This is a genomic window from Streptomyces longisporus (assembly GCF_039532765.1).
Classification (GTDB): Bacteria; Actinomycetota; Actinomycetes; order Streptomycetales; family Streptomycetaceae; genus Streptomyces; species Streptomyces longisporus.
On the sequence record NZ_BAAASG010000011.1, the window covers coordinates 142,876 to 165,601 of the forward strand.

Here is a 22,726-nt window from a genome sequence, read left to right on the forward strand (position 1 = left end):
TTCGGGGGCGCAAAGGGCCGCACAAGGGTCCGCAAAGGGCCACTACACGCACATGGGGGAGAACATGTCCGACGACGGCCACCACGAGCACAACGGACACGAGAACGTACCGAGCAGGCAGCGCAGGCGTTTCCCCGGGATCTCCTCGCGTGCGTACGAGCACCCGGCCGACCGCAGCGCGCTGGTGGCGCTGCGCAAGCTGAGCGGCTTCGACACGGTCTTCAAGGCGCTCAGCGGGCTGCTGCCCGAGCGCAGTCTCAGGCTGCTGTTCCTGTCCGACTCGGTGCGCGTCTCGGACCAGCAGTTCGCGCACCTCAACGACATGCTGCGGGACGCCTGTTACATCCTGGACCTGGAGAAGGTCCCGCCGATGTACGTCAACCAGGACCCGCAGCCGAACGCGATGTGCATCGGCCTGGATCAGCCGATCATCGTCGTCACCACCGGGCTCGTCGAGCTGCTCGACGAGGAGGAGATGCGGGCGGTCATCGGCCACGAGGTGGGCCACGCCCTGTCCGGGCACGCGGTGTACCGCACGATCCTGCTGTTCCTGACCCAGCTGGCGGTCCGGGTCGCCTGGATCCCGCTGGGCACCATCGCGATCATGGCGATCGTGACGGCACTGCGCGAGTGGTTCCGCAAGTCGGAGCTGTCCGCGGACCGGGCGGGACTGCTCGCCGGGCAGGACCTGGAGGCCTCGATGCGTGGCCTGATGAAGATCGCGGGCGGCAACCATCTGCACGAGATGAACGTGGACGCCTTCCTCGAGCAGGCCGAGGAGTACGAGGCGGGCGGCGATCTGCGCGACTCCGTGCTGAAGATCCTGAACCTGCTGCCGCGCTCGCACCCGTTCACCACCATCCGGGCGGCCGAGCTGAAGAAGTGGTCCGAGTCCCGGGACTACCAGCGGATCATGGACGGCCACTACCCGCGGCGCACCGAGGACAAGGACACCTCGGTCTCGGACTCGTTCCGGGAGTCCGCGGCGAGCTACGCGAGCAATGTGAAGAGCTCCAAGGACCCGCTGATGAAGCTGGTCAGCGACATCGCCGGCGGGGCCGGGGGCATCGGCGGGCGGATGCGGCGCGGCTTCGACGGCTTCACCGGCTCGGCTCCCTCGCAGGAGCGGCCGCCGCAGGACGAGCCGCCCACGGACGCCCCGCGGCGGGACGAGGACTGATCCGACGGTTCCAGGTCGGCGGGGACGGCGGCGCCCCGCCGGTCGCTCATACGCTGGGCTGCGCGCCGGGGGCCAGGGAGCCGCACAGAGCGGTGGCGCCGCCCGTGGCGTAGGGGTCGGTGCCCGCGGGGCCGCCCGCCTTGGCGGTCTGTCCGGCCAGCAGCGGGTGGAAGTGGTTCGTCGAGTCCTCGGCGCAGGACAGCGGGCCGGCCTGGACGTAGGAGACGACCAGCTGGGCCTGGTGCAGGCGCAGGTCGTCGCGGTCGAAGCGGAAGTGCAGCTCGCGCCGGACGGTGAAGAGGGAGGCCGGGGCCTTGGCGTCGGCGCCGGTCGGCTTCAGCGCGTAGACGAAGGTGTGGTCCGCGGTGACCTCGAGAGTGGCCGAGTCGGTCTCGGTGGCCTGCAGTGTGCCCTGGACCCGGATCCTGCCGTCGGCGAGCTGGGCGCGGGTCTGGTCGAAGCGAACCAGCCATCCGGTGGGCTGGTGACGGCCGTCGGCCGTCGGGTGCTCGAAACTCTGGTCGAACTGGTCGAGTTGGCTGCCGTCGAGCAGGACGCGCGCGGCGCGGACGTCCTGGCTGCTGAGCACATCGGGGTCGAGCGAGGAACGGACTATGTAGTCCTTGGCGGTGGTCAGGGCGGCCACCACCTGGCTGTCCGAGAAGTGCGCGGTGCGCCGCACGGCGGGCAGCGGTATGCCCTCGGCGCCGACGCGGAACTGCGCGGCCGGGCTGTGCGCGTACAGGAACTCGGGATCGGTCGCGCCCGGCACCTTGCCCTGTGGGGAGAGGGGTATGACGGTCATCCGCAGGGGCTCGACGGGCTGCCGGGCGGTGGCGCTCTGGTAGGGGTGCCGTACCCCCATGTAGATGGCGGTGCCGAAGGCGACCGCTATCAGCAGGACCAGGATCAGCGCCTGCCGGGACAGGCCTCTGCGCAGCGGCGGGCGGCGGCGTACGGCGGGCGCGTGGTCGGCCATGCGCTCCTGCGCGGAGAACTCCTGGAGGCGGGCAGCGCGGACGAACGACTCGTCGAAGACGACGGATCGGTATTCGTCCTCTCCTCCACCGCCGGGGGCGCCCTCGGGTGTCCCCTCAGGTGGGTCTCCAGGCCCTCCCATATATTCAGGGTAGGTCTCCGGAAGCCCCGGTAAACGCCCTGGTACACGACAACTTCTGACAGGTTCTCACCAGGTTCGAAAGTGAGCGCGAAGGGGGCGCTCGGGCCGCCGTTCAGGGGGTCGGCGGGATGACCGAGAGGGCTGGCTGAGAGTTGTCGGCGGAGGCGGAGGGCGGTGCCGCGCTGCCCTGTTCCAGGCCGGTCGAGGCGGGCGGCGGCGGTCCCTGGTCCCGGCTGCCCGAGGAGGCACCACGGTAGACCGCGGTGAAGGCCAGCGCGACCATGCCTATGCCCATCACGAGGGCGAGCATCCAGGCGACCGGGCGGTGCCAGCGGACCTGTTTTCCGTACGACCCCGGGGCGCCGTAGCGGCCTTCCAGGATGTCCGTGTCGTCCAGGTCGTCCAGGTCGGGATCATGGCCGAAACCGGAGGGTTCGTATCCCTCCTCGTACCGCTCGCCCCTGGCGTGGGCCCGGCGCGCTTCCGCCTCGGAGGCCTCCGCTCTCGCCTGGGCGGCGGCAAGGAGGCGTTCGACGGCGGTCGGCTCGTGCACCACGGCCGCCCGTACGAAGGCCTCGTCGAAGACCACGGAGGCGAACTCTTCGTCCGACACCCCGCGGTCGTGGTCGTCGTCGGGCTCCCAGCCGTCAGGGAACGGCGTGCCCCCCACGTCCTCCGGCACGGGATCCAGAGTAGACCTGGGGGGTCAATTTGGGCAGACGGTATGGAAATTCATCCGCCTTGTGAGACACCTCTCGTGCGGCACAGCCGCCCGGGAGGGCGCGGTCTCAGCGCCGGATGTGCCCGTCGCCGGTGACGATGTACTTCGTGCTCGTCAGCTCCGGCAGCCCCATCGGGCCGCGCGCGTGCAGCTTCTGTGTGGAGATGCCGATCTCCGCGCCGAAGCCGAACTGACCGCCGTCGGTGAAGCGGGTGGAGGCGTTCACGGCGACGGTGGTGGAGTCGACGAGCTGGGTGAAGCGGCGGGCGGCCTGCTGCGAGGTCGTCACGATCGCCTCGGTGTGACCGGAGGTCCACAGCCGGATGTGCTCGACGGCCTTGTCCAGGGAGTCGACGACGGCGGCGGCGATGTCGTAGGAGAGGTACTCGGTGTCCCAGTCCTCCGGCGTGGCCTCGACGACGGTCGCCTTGGAGTCCTTCGCGTACGCCAGCACCCGCGGGTCGGCGTGCACGGTCACGCCGGCCTCGGCGAGGGCGTCCAGGGCGCGCGGCAGGAACTCCGGGGCGATGTCCTGGTGGACCAGGAGGGTCTCGGCGGCGTTGCACACGCTGACCCGCTGGGCCTTGGAGTTGATCAGGATGTCGATCGCCATGTCGAGGTCGGCGTCCGCGTCGACGTAGACGTGGCAGTTGCCGGTGCCGGTCTCGATGACGGGGACGATCGACTCCGTCACGACGGTCTGGATGAGGGAGGCGCCGCCGCGCGGGATCAGGACGTCGACCAGGCCCCGGGCCCGCATCAGCTCGCGCACGCTCTCGCGGGACTCCCCGGGCACGAGCTGGACGGCGTCGGCGGGCAGTCCGGCGCCGCCGACGGCGTCCCGGATGACCCGGACGAGGGCGGTGTTGGACTCGTAGGCGGAGGCCGAGCCGCGCAGCAGGACCGCGTTTCCGGACTTCAGGCAGAGGGCGGCGGCGTCGACGGTGACGTTCGGGCGGGCCTCGTAGATGATGCCGACCACGCCGAGCGGGACGCGGACCTGGCGCAGGTCGATGCCGTTCGGGAGGGTCGAGCCGCGGACCACCTCGCCGACCGGGTCGGGCAGGGCGACGACGTCACGCACGTCGGAGGCGATGGCGCGCACCCGCTCCGGGGTGAGCGTCAGCCGGTCGATGATGGCCTCGCTGGTGCCGGCCTCGCGGGCCTTGGCGATGTCCTTGGCGTTGGCCTCGACGATCTCGCTCGTACGGACCTCCAGGGCGTCCGCGATGGCGGCCAGCGCGTCGTCCTTGACCGCGCGCGGCAGCGGGGCGAGGTCGGCGGCGGCGGCCTTGGCGCGGTAGGCGGCCCGGTTGACCGGGGACATGGAGTCGTACGGCGAAAGCGTGGTCATGAGGGAAGGGTAGTGCGCCGGGCGGGCCCGTTCAGCAAGCATTCCAAACCCCGAGACACACGCCCTTTTGCACCTAAACCGGCGCCGCTCTCGCAGTCCCCCATCAATGGTTACGGTCCGTGGTCGGATCAAAAGGGGTGTACGCCGACAGGGGTTGCGGGCGCCGGGCCGTAGCCCTCCGCTATCCGCTGGTGGTAGGTCTCGCGGTCGATGACCTCCAGACCGACGATCTCCCAGGGCGGCAGCTTGGCGGTCTGGCGGTGCTCGCCCCACAGGCGCAGGGCGACGGCGGCCGCGTCGTGCAGGTCGCGGGCCTCCTCCCAGTAGCGGATCTCCGCGTGGTCGCCCGCGTACCGGCTGGTCAGCAGAAAGGGGTGGTCGTGGGCGAGCTGCTCGAGGCCGCGCCGCACCTCCTTCAGGGGGGCCTCCTCGCCGGAGACACTGAGGGTGACGTGCCACAGGCGCGGCAGGTCGGCGGGCTCCTCGTACCGGTCGCCGGCCGCGACGCTGGTCAGGGCGCGCTCCTCGCCGGCCGCGCGGGAGGGGGCGCCGTCACGGGACGCCGCCGCCCCAGGGCGCACTCGTCTCACGACGGCCTCCTTCACGCAGTGATCGACTGGCGGACGTGCGGAATGTATCCCTGAGACAAAGTTGAGCAGGCCGCAAGGGCTCATGGGGCGGTTTTGCGGAACGTCCACCTCAGGACGCGCCGATTTGCGGGGCGTTCCCCCCGTTTTCGGCTGGAGCCGGGGGCGCCCGCGAGAGACATACCGCCGCACCGGAACTAGCTGCCTGCCGGGGACGCGGTGAAACGCCCGGAGGGCGGGGCCATCCGCAGGAGACACACCAGCCGGGCGGCCCGGATGCCTCCCAAAGACACAGCCAGCCTCAGGGACCACGCGCCCCGGAGACGCGGCAGCCGGGCCCCGGCGAGGCGCAGTCAGCCCCACCCCGCGTACCACGCCACAGAGACCGGGCAACCAGGCCCAGGGCCTGCGCCCCACAGACACGGCACCCGACCGTAGAAGCAGGCCCCAGAGACGCCGGAGCCCGGCCCTAGGACAGGCCCCCGCCGACCCATGGACCACGGCCCCACAAACCCAACAACCCACCCCGCCCACCACACCACGAAGACCAGGCAACCAGACCCAGAGCCCGCGCCCCACAGACACAGCGCCCGACCCTAGGACCAGGCCCCACAGACACGGGAGCCCGGCCCCAGGACAGGCCTCCGCCGACCCACGGGCTACGGCCTCACAGACACGGGAGCCCAGCCCCAGGACAGGCCCCCGCCGACCCATGGACCACGGCCCCACAGACCCAGCAACCCACCCCGCCCACCACACCACGAAGACCAGGCAACCAGACCCAGAGCCCGCGCCCCACAGACACGGCGCCCGACCCTGGGACCAGGCCCCACAGACCCAGCAGCCCGCCCGAGAACCGCGCCACGAAGACCCGGCAACCAGGCCCGGGGCCCCGCAGGACGTGGCAGCCCGGCCTCAGCCCCAACGCCCGAGCCCCAGGGGCTGCCCCCGAGACGCGGCAGCCTGGGACAGGTAAGGCAGGTCCCGCGGTGATGAGCGATGCCTGGCAGGTGTCAGGGGTGCAGGAGTACCAAGTCGTCCCGGTGGATGACCTCGCGTTCGTAGGCCGGGCCCAGTTCGCGGGCCAGTTCACGGGTGGAGCGGCCGAGGAGTTGGGGGAGTTCCTTGGCGTCGAAGTTCACGAGGCCGCGGGCCACCGCGCGGCCTTCGGCATCCCGCAGTTCCACCGGGTCCCCGGCGACGAACTCGCCCTCCACCGCGGCGATCCCGGCCGGCAGCAGGGACTTGCGCCGCTCGACGACCGCCCGTACCGCCCCGTCGTCCAGCGTGAGGGAGCCCTGCGGGGTGGAGGCGTGCTGCAGCCACAGCAGCCGGTCGGCGGAGCGCTTGCCGGCGGGGTGGAAGTAGGTGCCCGTGTCACCACCGTGCAGGGCCTCGGCCGCGTGGATCGCGCTGGTCAGGACGACGGGGATACCGGCGGCCGCCGCGATCCGGGCCGCCTCGACCTTGGTGACCATGCCGCCGGTGCCGACGCCGGCCTTGCCCGCACTGCCGATCTCGACGTGTGCGAGATCCTCGGGCCCGCGCACCTCGGCTATCCGCGAGGTGCCCGGCTTGCTCGGATCGCCGTCGTACACGCCGTCGACATCGGACAACAGCACCAGCAGGTCGGCATGGACGAGGTGGGCGACGAGGGCGGCGAGCCGGTCGTTGTCACCGAAGCGGATCTCGTCGGTGGCGACAGTGTCGTTCTCGTTGACGATCGGGAACGCGCCCATCGCGAGCAGCTTGTCGAGGGTGCGGGAGGCGTTGCGGTGGTGGGCCCGCCGGCTCATGTCGTCGGAGGTGAGCAGTACCTGGCCGACCCGGACGCCGTAGCGGGCGAAGGAGGCGGTGTAGCGGGCGACCAGCAGGCCCTGGCCGACGCTGGCAGCGGCCTGCTGACGCGCGAGGTCCTTGGGGCGGCGGCGCAGCCCCAGCGGCGCGAGCCCCGCGGCGATGGCGCCTGAGGAGACCAGGACGATCTCCTTCTCCCCGCCGCTGCGGCTCTTGGCCAGGACGTCGACGAGTGCGTCGACCCGGTCGGCGTCCAGGCCGCCCGACGCGGTGGTCAGCGACGAGGAACCCACCTTGACGACGATCCTGCGGGCCTCGCTCACGGCCTGCCTTGCCCCTGCCACCTTGTTCTTCCGTCCCCTCGCACGCTCAGGCTCCCCCGCCCGGCAATCTACGCGAAGGGGACCGCATCCCGCGCGCCGGTCCGGTCCCCGGACAGAAGGTCGCCCCGAAGGGGCTTCGGGGCGCGGCCCGGCCGTCAGGCCGCCGCCGCAGTTCCGCCCGCGCCCGCCCGCGCCTTGATCACCCGGCCTGCCTTGCGCACCGCCCGCTTCAGGACGGAGGCGGCGGAGTGTTCGCGGTAGCCCTCGACGGCCCGGGCCTCGCGGGGTGCGGCGAGGTAGACGGAGTCGGGTATCGCGGCCGTCGCGTCACGGAAGTACGGGTAGGCGAGGTAGACCTCCCGGCCCTTCTTCTCCAGTACGGGCGCCGCCTGCTTCTTCGCCTTCACGAACTGCACGACGGGCACGAGGAGTTCGGGCCGCTGCTCGGCGACCAGGTGCAGTCGCAGCCGCTCCTCGACCTTGAGGCGGCGTGCGACGCCCTCGCTCCAGAACTCCTCCATCAGCGGCTTCGCCAGCTCGAACTTGTGCCGCCGTACCTTCTCGCTGTCCGTGAGGTACTTCGGGCCGAACTGCGGCAGCAGCGTGATCAGGAAGGGGCGGACCAGGAGCATGTCGCGCCTGTCCCCGGCGGGGACGAGTTCGGCGATCAGGTTCATGAGGGCACGCGCGGAGTCGAAGCGCAGGGTGTAGCCCCCGCTCTTGGTGACGTGCTTGCCGTCCTCGCGGCCCACCAGGTAGTAGCAGGTGTAGTCGGCGAGCACGGAGACTCCGTTCGCCCGCAGATACGCCTCCATCGTGAACAGGGCGTCCTCGCCGGTCCACAGGGACTCGTCGAAGCGCATGCCGTGCCGCTCCAGGAGCTCACGGCGGAACAGCTTCTGCGCGCTCAGCGTGAACTTGATGTTGGACGAGTAGACGTCGGTGCGGCCGAGGGTCTTGCCCCACATCGACCCCGGCGGCTTGCGGTTGATGCCCTCGACGCGGCCGAGCACCACGTCCGTCCCGTTGCGGTCGGCCATGGCAACCATGCGCTCCAGGGCCTCGGGACCGAGCCGGTCGTCGGCGTCGAGAAAGAAGACATAGCGACCGGCGGCCTTGCCCAGGCCGACGTTGCGCGGGCCGCTGGGGCCGCCGGAGTTGTCCTGCCGGATCACCGTGACCGACATCGCCGCGCGGGCGGCGAACTCCTCCAGACACTCCCCCGACCCGTCGGTGGAGCCGTCGTCGACCGCGATGACCTCGATGCGCTCCGGGTCGATGGTCTGCGCCTCGACGGACGCCAGGCACTCGACCAGGTACGGCATCGCTTCGTACGCACCGATGACGACGCTCACATCAGGCTGCGTCACGGTCACTGTTTCTCCCTCGCCAACGGGACATTTACCCCGTATCGCCTCATTCGCTACCTGGAAAGACGGCCGGTCCGAGCAGGCGGTTGCCCTATGGTCGGCTTTTAGTGACCCGGTTCACATGGCGAACTGACAGATACGGACACATGAACATACGAAGAAGGGCCCGGTTTTCGAGGATCACTCCTCGAAAACCGGGCCCTTCTCACTGGTTTCACACCGTGAGCGGCGGCCCTTTCACGCGGTGGGCGGCTGCGCCGACAGTGCGTCCGACAGCTCGTCCGCGCCGGGGGTACCGGCCGCCGCGGCCCGGGACTCCTGGCCGCGGTTGCGGCTGTCGGCCTTGAGCGCCAGGTTCGCCACCGCGGTGTTGAACTGCTGGATGGACGTCGGGTCGTCCGGGCCGAGCAGGTACTTCTTCAGCTCCTTGCGGTCCTTGGCCAGTGCGTCGGCGGCCGGGTCGCGGACCGCGTCCAGCAGTGTGCCCAGTTCCTTGGCGCTGGTGGAGAGGATCACCGCGGCGCGCACGGCGGTGTTCTGCCGCTTGAACTCCTCGACGCCCAGCCCGGCGGAGTCCGTGACCGCGTACGGCTTGCCGCTCGCGATGAAGTCGGAGACCACGCTGGAGATGTCGGAGACCATCGCGTCGGAGACGTTGAAGCAGTCGTACAGGCGCGGCTCGGCGCCCTCGATGACGCGGTGCTCCCACGCCGGGAAGGAGCGCCAGTAGGCCTCGTTCCACTCGCCGCGCAGCCGGGCGACCTCCTCGTACCTGGCGACGTCGACCACACCGTCACGGGTGGCCTCGGCCTCGTCGGCCCTCTCGCCTCCGGTGCCGACCAGTTCGGCGATCCGGGCCTCGATGCGGACGAGGTCCGCCTTCGCCTTCTCCTGCTCGGCCGGGTCGGAGGTGAAGCGGGAGTCGGCGGCGCGCTCGGCGGCGGCCGCCTCGACCAGGGCGACGATGCGCCGGTGGGCGGCGGCGGCCTTGGGCAGGACCGTGCCCGTGAAGGGGTGCGGCTTGTACAGGACACGCACCGGCGGGTCGGCCTTGACCAGCTTCTTCACGATGTTCTCGCCGGCGAGCATGATCGAGGTGTTGCCCGGGTCGCCGTCCCAGCCCTCCCAGGTGGGGGCGTAGAGCACGGTCGGACAGCGCCCGTCAGCGGCTCCGCCGCGGGGCCCCTCCGGCGCACCCTCCCAGGCCTGGATGGGCGCCAGCTGCGGGCGGCCGACCTCCACGATGTCCTCGTCGCGGACGCCGACGTCGGCGATGGCGTAGCGGTCGCGGCCCGCGCGGCCCGCGGTCCACACCTCGTCGTACGCCTTGCTGAACGGGTTGACGCTGGCCAGCTTGTCGCTGTCGCCGTGGCCGATGAAGACGTGCTTCATGGTGGGCACGCGCAGCAGGTGGATGTTCTTGCCCACGTTCGCGGCGTACAGCGCGACCCGCACCGTGGACAGGTCCATGTTCATCAGGTGCACCCCTCCGGGCACGCAGATGACGGGGACCGTGGTGGGCGCCAGGTTCTGCAGGATGATCCGCTCGCGCAGGATGATCAGCGGCCGGGAGTCCAGCTGCTCCATGGTCTCCAGCCACATGTTGACCTGGTAGGCGGAGTCCTTGGAGCCGGAGAAGTACAGCACCGTCTGCGGCTTGTACTCGTGCAGCCAGTCGTCGACGGCCTCGAGGACCTTGTCGGCGTTGGGCGGGATCTTGCGGCCACGGACGTACGGCACCAGCGCGAGGACGTACAGGCTGCCCAGGCCGAGGGTGATGCCGATGCCGACGAAGCCGGCCACGGACGAACCCGCCACGGCGGAGATCAGGATGCCGACGACGGCCGCGAGGTCGAGGTGGAGCATCTTCTCGGCCGACCGGTCGAGCAGCCCCAGCCGCGGCGCGTCCGGGATGTTGATCCGCGACTTCAGGTCGACGTTGCGGGTGGCGACCGGCAACCGGCGCCGGTTGCGGATCAGCGTGACCACGGCGCCGTGCGGGGCCTGGAGGCCGTAGAACGCGATGAAACAGCCGATCGCGCCGTAGTAGATCAGGTTGTTCGCGAGGTCCAGCCGGGCCAGCAGCAGGATCAGCAAAAGCTCTCGGATCAGGAAGCGGATCGAGAGACCGGCTCTGACCTTGCTCAGCCGGTTGACCAGATAACTGCCCTTCCGGTGCAGGTAGTGGTCGGCCAGGTACGTCACGGCGGCCGCTGCGGCGAAGGCGTAGACGCTCGGGACGAGCGCGGCCACCATGATCGCCGGGAAGCCCAGCATCATGAGGATCGCCGCGGCCAGTTCGGCCGCGCTGCCCACCCGGGCGACGCGAATAGCGGTGGATATCACGGAGAACCTGCTCTGGGAGGGGGAGTGCCGGTTTTGTTCTGAAGTGCGCAGGATTTGTGGCAATTCTATGGGAATTCGTCGGGTGTACGGATTCAGGCCCCTGCGAACACCCGGTCAATACACTGCATTGACACCGGAAAGCAGAGGCCTGAATAACGGAAGACTAATTCCCGTCGATTATTACATGCCGTCCTGTCGGTCCAGGACCGAGGCCAGCGCCTGCTCGAAGCCGGAGGCCTTCGCCGCGCCCGCCGTCGGGTCCTGCTGGCGGACGTCGATGACATGGCCGGTCAGCTCGGACAGCAGCACGTCCAGCGAGGTGCGGGCCACGGCCTCGGAGGAGAGCAGGGAACCCGCGGGCTCCTGGCCGAAGGCCTTGGTACGCATGGGCGTAGCGGTGCGCTCCGGGTTGATGCAGTTGACACGGATACCGTCGCCGGCCCACTCGTCGGACAGGGCCTGGGTGAGGTTCACCATGGCGGCCTTGGTCGAGGAGTAGAGGCTGTACTCCGCGCGGCCGCGGGTGTAGCTGCTGGAGGTGTACAGCAGCAGCTGGCCCTTGGTCTCCGCCAGGTACTTGTACGCGGAACGAGCGATCTGCACCGGGGCCAGGTAGTTGACCTTCAGCGCTTCCTCGATGGTCGCGTTGTCGGTCTCGGCCAGCTTGCCGATGCGCAGCACGCCCGCGGTGTTGACGACGTAGTCGATGCGGCCGGTCTCCGCGTACGCCTTGGACAGCGCGTCGTCGACCTCCTCGGGGTTCTCCACGTGCGTACCGGTGGTGGAGCGGCCGAGCGCGTACACCTTGGAGCCGTAGGACTCGGCGAGTTCGGCGATGTCCTTGCCGATGCCGTACGAGCCGCCGAAGATCACGACGGTCTTGCCGGTGAGCAGCTCGCGGTAGGCCTGCTCGCTCACCTGCTCGGGCGCGGCCGTGGAGGCGAGCTGGAACAGCTTGTCGGCGATGAAGACGTCGACCGGCTGGGTGACCTTCATGTTGTACTCGTCGCCCGCGACGACGTGGATCGGCACGTCCGGCAGGTACTTCAGTACGACGGAGCAGTCGTCCGTGGCCTGGAAGTTGGGGTCGCCCGCCGCGACCTCGTACGCCCTGCGGATGGTGGACAGCTTGAAGGCCTGCGGGGTCTGGCCGCGGCGCAGCCGGGAGCGGTCCGGGATCTCGGTGATGAACTCGCCGTCCTCGCCGTGCGTGCGCGTGACGATGATGGTGTCCGCGGACGGGATGGCGACGTCGACGGCCTGGTAGCGCTCGAGGGCGGCCACGCAGTCGTCGATCACGCGCTGCGCGAGCAGCGGGCGTACGGCATCGTGGAACAGGACGTTGAGGTCCTCGCCCTCGGCCAGGCCCTCGCCGAGGGCCTCGATGGCGCGCTCGGTGGTCTCGTTCCGGGTCGAGCCGCCCTCGATGATCTTCTTGACCTTCTTGAACCCGGCCTTGGCGACGATCTTCTCGATGTCGGGCACGTATCCCGGCGCCATCAGCACGATGACGTCGTCGATCGAGTCGGCCTTCTCGAAGGTGGTCAGGGTGTGCTCGATGACTGCCTTGCCGGCGATCTTCAGCAGCTGCTTGGGGATCGAAAGACCCACACGCTGGCCGGTACCACCGGCCAGGATCACTGCGGTGGTACGGGGCTTGGCTATGTGCTGGGACACAGAGGACCTACCTTGGGGCGACAGGGAACGCGGAAATGGTCCCACTTGCGGTTACCGCTGTGCAAGGTGAGCGCTGTTCGCTGCATATGTGCGCGCCATCTGTCATTCACCTGGCACTGCTGGTGACCGTGGGACCACCTCCGTCGGCTGCGCCGGAATTGCTGTGAGTAACTGCACAGGGACGGCGCACGGCAGCGCCGGATCGCCGAGGGGCCATACGCCCGTATGGGCGATGCGGTCAATCATCTCGGCGGCGGTCCAGGGGGCGGCCTCGGCGGCCCACTGCGGTGGCCGCGCCGTTATGAACGAGCCTGGAATACAGCTGGACAAGCAGTCCATTGCCCCGGAATTCCCTATGGGGATCCCGCAGCGACAGTTTGCGCGGACGGTCAGACCAGCCGCACGCCGGGTTCGCCCGATTCCACCCGCAGCCGCGCCAGCGTGCTCGGCGCGGCGGTCGGCCGACGGACCGTGTCCACCACCCTCACCTGCGCGTCGATGCCGTCGCGGTCGATGTCGAAGAGGTGGTAGCCGCGGTGGGCGTCGATCAGCTTCCAGTGCGGGTTGTCCGGCATCCGCCGGTCCCACTCGGCATGGAAGGCGGCCTGGTCCTGGTCGCCGTTGCTGGAGATGGACGTCCCGACGAACTCGGCGCCGACGACCTCGGAGTCCGGGTCGTCGTAGTCGGTCTTGAGGTCGCTGATCATCGTGAAGTGGCGGTCGCCGCTGAGCACCACCGGGTTGCGGATGTCGGCGAGGTCCTCCAGCAGGGCGTTGCGTTCCACCTGGTAGCCGTCCCAGGCGTCGTAGTACCAGAGCTTGCCCTCGCCGATCTGCAGATCGGTCTCGGCCATCATGATCTGCGAGGCGATCAGGTTCCAGCGCGCCGGGGAGTCCTGCAGCCCGTCCAGGAGCCACTTCTTCTGCTCGGCGCCGAGCATGGTGAGCGAGGGGTTCTCGGCGGCCGCCTGGCTGGTCACCTGGTCGCTGCGGAACTGCCGGGTGTCCAGGACGTTCAGGCGGACGAGGCGGCCGAACTCCAGCCGCCGGTACATCTGGATGTGCGGGCCGTTCGGGATCGCCGAGGCGCGGACCGGCATGTGCTCGTAGTACGCCTGGAAGGCCGCCGTCAGCCGGGCCACGAACGCGTCGTGCGGCTGCTTGTCGGGGTCCTGCGGGATCTCGCCGGCCCAGTCGTTGTCGACCTCGTGGTCGTCGAAGGTGACCACCCAGGGCGTGCTCGCGTGCACCGCCGCGAGATCGGGGTCGGTCTTGTACTGCGCGTACCGGTTGCGGTACTGCTCCAGGGTGTACGGCTCCCCCGTGCCCTCGTGCCTGCGCACGGCCGTGGCCGACGGCGTGGACTCGTAGATGTAGTCGCCGACGAAGAGGACGAAGTCGGGGTCCTGGTCGAGCATGTCGGCGTACGGCGTGAAGTAGCCGTGCTGCCAGTTCTGGCAGGAGGCGAGCGCGACGCGCAGCGAGCCGCCCCTGCTGTGCGGGTGCGGGGCGGTGCGGGTGCGGCCGGTGGGCGAGATCTGGCCGCTGGCGCGGAAGCGGTACCAGTACGAGCGGTCCGGGCGCAGGCCCCGTACGTCCACGTGAACGCTGTGCCCGTACTCGGGCCGGGCCTGGGCGACACCCCGGCGCACGGGCTTTCTGAACCGGTCGTCCTCCGCGAGCTCCCACTCCACCGGGACCACGGTGTCGGGCATGCCTCCGCCGTTCAGGGGGTCGGGGGCGAGCCGGGTCCACAGCACGATCCCGTCGTGCAGCGGGTCGCCGGAGGCGATGCCGAGGCTGAACGCGCCGTCGGGCAGGGTGGCTTCGGCCGCGCGGGCCGTGCCCGGCAGCCAGAGCTGGGCGGACGCGGCGGCGCCGAGGACGGCGGCACCGGCGGTCAGAAAGCGGCGTCGGTCGGGCGAGATTGCTCCGGTCATCGCGAACTCCCCTGTCTCGCAAGCCTGGACACGTGAAAGCTCACGCAGCCGGGCGGTCCACCCGCTGAACGGAGGCCTTCGCGTGCATGACAAATGGGCAGACAACAGAAGGCCCGTTGCGACACGGGAACAACACGACAACGTGATTTTGCCGCAACGGGCCCTACATGCCGTCAATTGACACCGGGCAGGGGGTTGTTCAGTGAGCGAAGTTCAAGCCGAGTTCAGCGTCGGCCGCGACCGGGACGGCGCCGTCGAAGACGTTTTCGCCCGGTGAACCCGCGTAAGGCTCGGCGCGTGAACTCAGCTCGTGAACTCAGCTCGTGAACTCAGCGGGTGAACTCACTCCCGAGCCGGGCGAGTTCGGGGTCCGTACCGAGAGCCTTGGCGCCGAAGGAGATGGAGCCGGTAGTGGTGACCCCGGAGGCAGTGGAACGGAATCCCCATACCGAACCGGCATTCGAGTTCTCACCGGGCGCGCCGACGACAAGATCCGCACGGCCGTCCTTGTCTCCGTCGAGGAGGGTGACCGCCCCGCCGAAGTGGTCGGCGCGCTCGGCGGTGCCCGGGACGCCCGCCGTGTTCTGGCTGAACACCTTCGTACCGGCGCCGGTGGGCCCGGACGCGCTGCCGGGAACGACGGCGACCGTCCCCGCATCGGTCACACCGGAGAAGTCCTCACCGGGAATGCCGACCGCGATGTCGGCGTAACCGTCACCGTTCACGTCACCGACGGCGACGTCCGTGCCGAAGAGATCGCCGGACTCCGTGGCCCCCGGCACGCCGGGCGTGTCCTGGTCGATCGTGCGCGGGTCGGCGGTCTGCGGCCCCTGCGCCGTACCGAGCACGATGCCGATCCGCTCGCCGTACTCGCTCGGGTCGGGCGTGCCCTCGCCGGAGTACGCGACCCGGGGCCGGCCGAAGACGAGATCGTCCCGCCCGTCGCCGTTGACGTCACCGAGCGCGATGCTCTCGCCGCCCTCGATCTCCCGCCCCTCGCCGTCCTTCAGATGCACCGGCGAGGCCAGACCGTTCCGGGTGCCGTGCAGGTAGAGGAGGGTGTGCCCGACGTTCTGGTCGCCCGGGTCGTCGAAGTCGTACGGTCCGGTCAGCACGACCACGTCGCCGATGCCGTCCCCGTCGACGTCCCCGCTCGCCACGTCCAGCACCTGCACATCGGCGTCGGTGAACGAGATGTCCTGACTGCGGGCGGGCACTCCGGTACGGCTGAACGGGCCCGACTCCAGCGACGAGGGCCCCGCCAGGTCGGCGTGCCCGTCCCCGTCGAAGTCACCGGCGACGACCCGCGCGGAACCGTCGGTGAGCGCGCCCGGCAGAATCGTCCCGCCGGAAAGCCCGCTCTTCCCGCCCCACAGCACGGTCACACTGCCGTGCCGGGCCACCCCGCCCTGCGTCCACCGCTCCCCCGCCGCCGGGACCACGAGATCGGTGTAGCCGTCGCCGTCCAGGTCACCGGCGGCGAGATGCGCACCGAAGTCGTCACCTGCCTCGGGGGTACCGGGGACACCCGGCGTCGCCTGGGTGAAGACCTGCTTGCTCGCGAGGTTCAGCCCATGAGCCGACCCGTACACGACGGCGACATAACCGGCGGCCTGCTTACCGCCGACCGTGGCGCCCGGCGCCCCGGTGGCGAGGTCCTCGTACCCGTCACCGTTGAAGTCCTGCCGGACACTCTTCACCGCGGCGGGCTGTGCATGGGCGAGCGGTGAGACCACACCGGTCGCGGCAAGCAGAGCGATCGCGACCGCGACGGCACGCCGCGTTCTGGGCACAACAACGGACTCGGACACGTCGACTCCGGGAATCTGAAGGACAGTTGACCACGGAGAGGCTCAAGATCCTCATCCGCGCTGCCCAGTACGACTCCCGGTGAGCCGAGGGGGTTGCCCTGGGATACCCAGCAATTTCTCCCGCCGTTAACCATCTCAGCCCGTCCGGCTCGTCTCAGCGCCGGTCCGGCCATCTCAGCCCGTCCGGCGTTTGAGGACGAGGCCGTTCAGGCCGAAAGCGGGGGTCTGGGGGGCGGCAACCCCCCAGCGACCCGAACTGACCCGCCGCGCGCCTACTCACCGAACGGTTCGAACCCGCCGAACTCCCGCAGGGCCTCGTCCCGCTCGGCCTCCCGGTCCCGGCGCCGCTGTGCCGCAGGCCTGGGCGCCTCGAACCGGTGGTCCTCACCGCGACGGCCCAGCATCTCCGCCCCGGCCATCACCGACGGCTCCCAGTCGAAGACGACGGCGTTCTCCTCGGGTCCGATGGCGACACCGTCGCCCGACCGGGCGCCCGCCTTCATCAACTCCTCTTCCACACCGAGGCGGTTGAGGCGGTCCGCGAGATACCCGACGGCCTCGTCGTTGTTGAAGTCGGTCTGCCGCACCCAGCGCTCGGGCTTCTCGCCCCGCACCCGGAACAGCCCGTCGTCCTCGCGCGTCACCGTGAAGCCCGCGTCGTCGACGGCCTTGGGCCGGATGACGATCCGCGTCGCCTCCTCCTTCGGCTTCGCGGCGCGCGCCTTCGCCACCAGGTCGGCGAGCGCGAACGACAGTTCCTTCAGGCCGAGATGGGCCACGGCCGACACCTCGAAGACCCGGTATCCGCGCGCCTCCAGATCCGGCCGCACCATCTCGGCGAGGTCCTTGCCGTCCGGTACGTCGATCTTGTTCAGTACGACGATCCGCGGCCGCCGGTCGAGCCCGCCGTACTGCTTCAGCTCCTCCTCGATGACATCGAGGTCGGAGACGGGGTCACGCTCCGACTCCAGCGTCGCCGTGTCCAGCACATGCACCAGCACACTGCACCGCTCGACGTGCCGCAGGAACTCCAGCCCCAGCCCCTTGCCCTGGCTGGCACCGGGGATCAGCCCCGGCACGTCCGCGATGGTGTACACGGTGGAACCGGCCGTCACGACACCCAGGTTGGGGACGAGGGTGGTGAAGGGGTAGTCGGCGATCTTCGGCTTGGCGGCCGACAGCACCGAGATGAGCGAGGACTTGCCGGCGCTCGGGTAGCCCACCAGCGCCACGTCCGCGACCGTCTTCAGCTCCAGGACGATGTCCTGCAGATCGCCGGGCACACCGAGCAGCGCGAATCCGGGCGCCTTGCGGCGCGCCGAGGCGAGCGCCGCGTTGCCGAGCCCGCCGCGGCCGCCCTGCGCGGCGACGTACGAGGTGCCGTGTCCGACCAGGTCGGCGAGCACATTGCCGGCCTTGTCGAGGACGACGGTGCCGTCCGGCACGGGCAGCACGAGGTCCTGGCCGTCCTTGCCCGAGCGGTTGCCGCCCTCGCCGGGCTTGCCGTTGGTGGCCTTGCGGTGCGGGGAGTGGTGATAGTCGAGAAGCGTGGTCACCGACTGGTCGACGGTGAGGATGACATCTCCACCGCGCCCGCCGTTGCCGCCGTCGGGTCCGCCGAGCGGCTTGAACTTCTCACGGTGGACGGAGGCACAGCCGTGACCTCCGTTACCCGCGGCGACATGCAGTTCGACGCGGTCCACGAAGGTGGTCATGGTGGGTGCCTCCAGTTACGTACGGGTGTTACTCATGTCAACACGCGAAAGGCGGACCCGCCTTCCCACAGGGGAAGTGAGGTCCGCCTCGCGAAGCGTTCGGGCTTCAGCCCCGAGTCAGGAAACCGACTCAGGCGACCGGAACGATGTTCACGACCTTGCGGCCACGGTGGGTACCGAACTCCACCGCACCGGGCTGCAGCGCGAACAGCGTGTCGTCGCCGCCACGGCCGACGCCCGCGCCGGGGTGGAAGTGCGTGCCGCGCTGGCGGACCAGGATCTCACCCGCGTTGACGACCTGACCGCCGAAGCGCTTCACGCCGAGCCGCTGGGCGTTCGAGTCGCGACCGTTCCGGGTGGACGATGCGCCCTTCTTGTGTGCCATCTCTCCTCAGTCCCTTACTTCGCAGCCGTGGGGATCTCAGTGACCTTGATCGCCGTGTACTGCTGGCGGTGGCCCTGACGACGGCGGTAGCCGGTCTTGTTCTTGTAGCGCAGAATGTCGATCTTCTGGCCCTTGTGGTGGTCCACGACCTCGGCCTGGACCTTGATGCCGGCCAGCACCCACGGGTCGCTGGTCACAGCGTCGCCGTCGACAACGAGCAGGGTCGAGAGCTCGACCGTGTCGCCAACCTTGGCGGTGGAAATCTTGTCAACCTCAACGATGTCGCCGACAGCAACCTTGTGCTGGCGACCACCGCTGCGCACGATGGCGTACACGCGGATCTCACTCTCTCGCTCGGGAACGGCACCCCCGCAGTCCAGCCACCCGGCACGGGCAGCCTCTCCGGAGCACCCAGTGCCCTGGAGGAATGAGGTTTACGGGGATGTGGCGCGCCCATATCCAAGGACACGCCGACGGTCAAGGTTACGGGGCCGTGGCCGGAGGGGTCAAACCGGGCCGGGCCTCGCACGCGTGCGGCCGGTCACAGGGACCGGCCGCACAGCGCGCTGCTCAGCTCTCGTCGGCGGCGGCCGAGACCGAGGTCTTCTTCGCCGCCGTCTTGGCCGCGGCCGTCTTGGCGGTCTTCGCCGCCTTCTTGGCCGTGACCTTCTTCGCCGCCGTCTTCTTGGCGGCCGCGGTCTTCTTGGTGGCGGCCTTCTTCGCGGTGGCCTTCTTGGCCGTCTTGCGAGCGGCCGTCTTCTTGGCCGGAGCCGCCTCCTCGACGCTCTCCTCCGCGGCAGCCGGCTCCTCCGCACCCGACGGGACGACCACGACGGCCGTCTCCTCGGACGCGGTCGGCGCGGCCTCCTTGCGCACCGCACGGCGCCGCGGGCGGGCCGGAGCGGCGCTCTCGGCAGGTGCCTCGGGCTCCGCGACGGCCTCCGCCGCCACCGCCGGTGCAGCCTCGGCGACCGGCGCGGTCTCGGCGACCGTCACCACGGCGGCCTCGGCCCCCGCGGGCGACCCGGCCGGCGCGGACACCTTGCGGGTCGCACGACGGCGCGTACGCCCCTTGGGCGCCGCCTCGTCCGCGGCCGGAACCACGGCGTCCTCCACGGCGGCGGGCTCGGCCAGCGCCTCGGCGGCGGGCTCCGGCTGCACCGGACGCTCCACCTCCGCCTCGACCGTCACGTCCTGAGCGGTCGGCGCCTCGGCCTCCTCGTACCGCGGTGCCTCACGCCGGGGCGCACCCGCCGGAGCGGACGCCCGACGGCTCGCCCGGCGCCGCGTACGGCCACGGCCGACCGCGGCCTCCGCCTCGGCGACGCTGCTGTACAGCTCCTCGTCCGGCGCGAAGGCGGGCTCGGACAGCGCGAGGGGTGCCGCTACCTCGGCAGCGACCTCGTCCTCGGTCTCCTCGACGGCCTCCGGGGCCTCGACGGCCGCCACGGCCTCGTGCTCGTGCACCTGTCCGTCGCCGCCGCGCCCGCGCTTCTTGCGCTTGCCGCCGCCACCGGGGGAGGTCGGCTGCTCCATGTGCACGATGACACCGCGGCCGTTGCAGTGGACGCAGGTCTCCGAGAAGGACTCGAGCAGGCCCTGACCGACGCGCTTGCGGGTCATCTGGACCAGGCCCAGCGAGGTGACCTCGGCGACCTGGTGCTTCGTACGGTCCCGGCCCAGGCACTCCAGCAGGCGCCGCAGCACCAGGTCCCGGTTGGACTCCAGCACCATGTCGATGAAGTCGATGACGATGATGCCGCCGAGGTCGCGCAGCCGCAGCTGGCGCACGATCTCCTCGGCCGCCTCCAGGTTGTTCCTGGTGACCGTCTCCTCCAGGTTGCCGCCCTGGCCTGTGAACTTGCCGGTGTTGACGTCGACGACGACCATCGCCTCGGTCCGGTCGATCACCAGCGAACCACCGCTGGGCAGCCAGACCTTGCGGTCCAGGGCCTTGGCGAGCTGCTCGTCGATCCGGTAGGTGGCGAAGACGTCGACCTCACTGGTCCACTTCGACAGCCGGTCGGCGAGGTCGGGGGCGACGTGCGAGACGTAGCCGTGGACGGTCTCCCATGCGTCGTCGCCGCTGACGACGACCTTGGTGAAGTCCTCGTTGAAGATGTCGCGGACCACGCGGACGGTCATGTCCGGCTCGCCGTACAGCAGCGTCGGGGCGTTGCCGTTCTTCGACTTCTTCTGGATGTCCTCCCACTGCGCCTGGAGCCGCTCGACGTCCCTGCGCAGCTCGTCCTCCGAAGCGCCCTCCGCGGCCGTGCGGACGATGACGCCCGCGTCCTCGGGGACGATCTTCTTGAGGATGGTCTTCAGCCGGGCCCGCTCGGTGTCGGGCAGCTTGCGGCTGATGCCGGTCATCGAGCCCTCGGGGACGTACACGAGGTAGCGGCCCGGGAGGGAGACCTGGCTGGTCAGACGGGCACCCTTGTGCCCGATCGGGTCCTTGGTGACCTGCACGAGCACGGACTGGCCGGACTTCAGGGCGGACTCGATGCGGCGCGGCCCGTTGGCCATGCCGAGCGCCTCGAAGTTGACCTCGCCGGCGTACAGGACGGCGTTGCGGCCCTTGCCGATGTCGATGAAGGCGGCCTCCATCGAGGGCAGCACGTTCTGGACCTTGCCCAGGTAGACGTTGCCGACGTACGAGGTGGCCTGCTCCTTGTTGACGTAGTGCTCGACGAGCACGCCGTCCTCGAGCACGCCGATCTGCGTGCGCTCGCCGTGCTGGCGCACGACCATCACGCGCTCGACCGCCTCGCGCCGGGCCAGGAACTCGGCCTCGGTGATGATCGGGACGCGACGGCGGCCCTGCTCACGGCCTTCGCGGCGGCGCTGCTTCTTGGCCTCCAGACGCGTGGAGCCCTTGATGGACTGCACCTCGTCGGACGGCTCGGCCTTCGGGCGGGGCTCACGGACCTTGACGACGGTGCGCTCGGGGTCGCCCTCACCGGGCTCGGTGTCCACGGAGGTGTCACCGGCACGACGACGACGGCGACGGCGACGGCGGCTGCTGGAACTGGAGCCGCCGCTCTCGCCGGCCTCGTCCTCCTCGTCGTCCTCGACCTGCTCGGCGGTGTCCGCAGCGTCCTCATCGGCCCGCGCGGCCTGTACGGCGGCAAGCTCGTCGGCATCCTCCGACTCGTCGTCACCCGCGGACTCGGCGGACTCGCCACGACGGCGGCGACGGCCGCCACGGCGACGGCGACGGCGCGAACCGGTGTCCTCCGACTCGTCGCCCTCGGCGCCGTCCTCAGCGGAGTCCTCGGCCTCCTCCGCCTCGTCCTCCACGGCGGTCTCGACGGCCTGCGGCTCGGCCTCCTCACCGAACGCGGCACCGCGGCGACGGCGGCGGCGCCGCGCCCCGGCCTGCTCCTCGGGGAGCTCCTCCGGCTCGGCGGTCTCGGACCCGGCGGCCGCTTCGGCGGCGGCCCGCTGCGGCGTCTGGAACTGCGGCTCGGTGAACACGGGCGCCTGGAACACGGCGACGGCGGGCCGGGCCGGACGACGCGGACCCTCGTCCTCGACGCTCTCGGCGGCCTCGACGGCACTCTGCGCGGGCTCGGCGAAACCGGTGGCGGCCTTGCGGGCGGTGCGGCGACGGGTACGCCGCGGCGCGCCGTCCTCCTCGGCCGGCTCGGCGGCGGCCGGAGCGGCGACGGGCTCTTCGGCAGCGGGCGCTTCTTCGACGCCGGCGGTCTCCTCGACCGGCGTGGACACGCGGCGCGTGGCACGACGACGCGTACGGCGCGGGGCGGCGTCCTCGGCCGGCTCGACGGCCTCGGCGGCGGGCGCCTCGGCCACGGCGGGCGCCTCGGCGTCCTCGGCAGTGGTCGCCTCGACGCTCACGGGTGCCTCGCCGGGCGCCGACACACGGCGCGTGGCACGGCGGCGGGTCCGGCGCGGAGCGGCGTCCTCGTCGGACTCGGCGGCCGCTTCGGCAGCGGCCGGCTCCTCGACCGGAGCGGCGGCGGGCACCACGGTCTCGGCGGCCTCGGCGGCAGCGGGCGCCCCGGCAGGAGCGGACACCCGGCGGGTCGCACGACGACGCGTACGCGCGGCGGGCGCAGGCTCCTCGACGACCGAAGGCGCCTCGGCGACCTCTTCGGTCTCCTCGACCTCGGCGGCTTCTTCGGCCTCGTCGGGCTTCTTCTCGCTGTCGCCGTCGGCCGGTATGGCCGGCGCGACGATCTCCTCCGGGGTTTCGGAGGCGGCCCCGGCGGGGGGACCCGCCGGGCGCGAGGCGGCACGGCGCCGACGACGCGGCGGCAAGGTGTCGCTGGGGGTGTTCAGTTCGGAACCCTCGGTGGGTTCGGTCGGTTCGAGCATGCGGGCTTTTCTCCCGTCAGGCTCCCGGGCGCCGCGCCTGGTCCGGCGTTGATCGCCGG

Annotated in this window: 15 protein-coding genes; 1 reads left to right on the plus strand and 14 read right to left on the minus strand. The window is 70.7% G+C overall.

Annotated elements, in window-relative coordinates; genetic code table 11:
- Window positions 1–64: 64 nt before the first annotated feature.
- Complete coding sequence (locus ABD355_RS23120) at window positions 65–1,180, plus strand: M48 family metallopeptidase (RefSeq protein ID WP_344402467.1); 1,116 nt, start codon at window positions 65–67, stop codon at window positions 1,178–1,180.
- Between the two features lie 46 nt (window positions 1,181–1,226).
- Here ABD355_RS23120 and ABD355_RS23125 read toward each other — a convergent pair whose 3' ends face one another.
- The 14 genes from ABD355_RS23125 to ABD355_RS23190 all read right to left on the minus strand — a co-directional run bounded on the left by ABD355_RS23125 (window position 1,227) and on the right by ABD355_RS23190 (window position 22,667).
- On the minus strand, window positions 1,227–2,300 hold the full coding sequence (locus ABD355_RS23125) for an SCO2583 family membrane protein (protein WP_344402468.1): 1,074 nt from the start codon (window positions 2,298–2,300) through the stop codon (window positions 1,227–1,229).
- A 112-nt stretch (window positions 2,301–2,412) separates the two neighbouring features.
- On the minus strand, window positions 2,413–2,982 hold the full coding sequence (locus tag ABD355_RS23130; protein WP_344402469.1) for an SCO2584 family spore wall biosynthesis protein: 570 nt from the start codon (window positions 2,980–2,982) through the stop codon (window positions 2,413–2,415).
- 106 nt (window positions 2,983–3,088) lie between these two features.
- A complete protein-coding gene (locus ABD355_RS23135; RefSeq protein WP_344402470.1) occupies window positions 3,089–4,375 on the minus strand; it encodes a glutamate-5-semialdehyde dehydrogenase in 1,287 nt (428 codons plus the stop codon).
- Window positions 4,376–4,503: 128 nt separating this feature from the next.
- Window positions 4,504–4,956 carry a hypothetical protein gene (locus tag ABD355_RS23140; protein WP_115908202.1) on the minus strand — a complete coding sequence of 151 codons (453 nt, stop codon included), beginning with the start codon at window positions 4,954–4,956 and terminating at the stop codon, window positions 4,504–4,506.
- 1,019 nt (window positions 4,957–5,975) lie between these two features.
- On the minus strand, window positions 5,976–7,082 hold the full coding sequence (gene proB / locus ABD355_RS23145) for a glutamate 5-kinase (protein WP_115908201.1): 1,107 nt from the start codon (window positions 7,080–7,082) through the stop codon (window positions 5,976–5,978).
- 155 nt (window positions 7,083–7,237) lie between these two features.
- Window positions 7,238–8,458 (minus strand): glycosyltransferase family 2 protein, encoded by a 1,221-nt coding sequence (locus tag ABD355_RS23150; RefSeq protein WP_344402471.1) that lies wholly within the window; start codon window positions 8,456–8,458, stop codon window positions 7,238–7,240.
- Between the two features lie 231 nt (window positions 8,459–8,689).
- Window positions 8,690–10,798 carry a hypothetical protein gene (locus tag ABD355_RS23155; RefSeq protein ID WP_344402472.1) on the minus strand — a complete coding sequence of 703 codons (2,109 nt, stop codon included), beginning with the start codon at window positions 10,796–10,798 and terminating at the stop codon, window positions 8,690–8,692.
- A 180-nt stretch (window positions 10,799–10,978) separates the two neighbouring features.
- Window positions 10,979–12,475 (minus strand): D-ribitol-5-phosphate cytidylyltransferase, encoded by a 1,497-nt coding sequence (locus ABD355_RS23160; RefSeq protein ID WP_344402473.1) that lies wholly within the window; start codon window positions 12,473–12,475, stop codon window positions 10,979–10,981.
- Between the two features lie 389 nt (window positions 12,476–12,864).
- Window positions 12,865–14,415, minus strand: coding sequence for an alkaline phosphatase D family protein (locus tag ABD355_RS23165; RefSeq protein WP_344402474.1), 1,551 nt, complete (start codon window positions 14,413–14,415; stop codon window positions 12,865–12,867).
- 329 nt (window positions 14,416–14,744) lie between these two features.
- Window positions 14,745–16,226 carry a VCBS repeat-containing protein gene (locus ABD355_RS23170; RefSeq protein ID WP_344402475.1) on the minus strand — a complete coding sequence of 494 codons (1,482 nt, stop codon included), beginning with the start codon at window positions 16,224–16,226 and terminating at the stop codon, window positions 14,745–14,747.
- 272 nt (window positions 16,227–16,498) lie between these two features.
- On the minus strand, window positions 16,499–17,941 hold the full coding sequence (gene obgE, locus ABD355_RS23175) for a GTPase ObgE (protein WP_344402476.1): 1,443 nt from the start codon (window positions 17,939–17,941) through the stop codon (window positions 16,499–16,501).
- Between the two features lie 130 nt (window positions 17,942–18,071).
- Window positions 18,072–18,326, minus strand: a complete 255-nt coding sequence (gene rpmA, locus ABD355_RS23180; protein WP_020940020.1) for a 50S ribosomal protein L27 — start codon at window positions 18,324–18,326, stop codon at window positions 18,072–18,074.
- Window positions 18,327–18,340: 14 nt separating this feature from the next.
- A complete protein-coding gene (rplU, locus tag ABD355_RS23185; RefSeq protein WP_003990208.1) occupies window positions 18,341–18,661 on the minus strand; it encodes a 50S ribosomal protein L21 in 321 nt (106 codons plus the stop codon).
- Window positions 18,662–18,896: 235 nt separating this feature from the next.
- The gene (locus ABD355_RS23190; protein WP_344402477.1) at window positions 18,897–22,667 is read right to left on the minus strand and encodes an Rne/Rng family ribonuclease; all 3,771 of its coding nucleotides are present in this window, start codon (window positions 22,665–22,667) and stop codon (window positions 18,897–18,899) included.
- Window positions 22,668–22,726 lie beyond the last annotated feature (59 nt).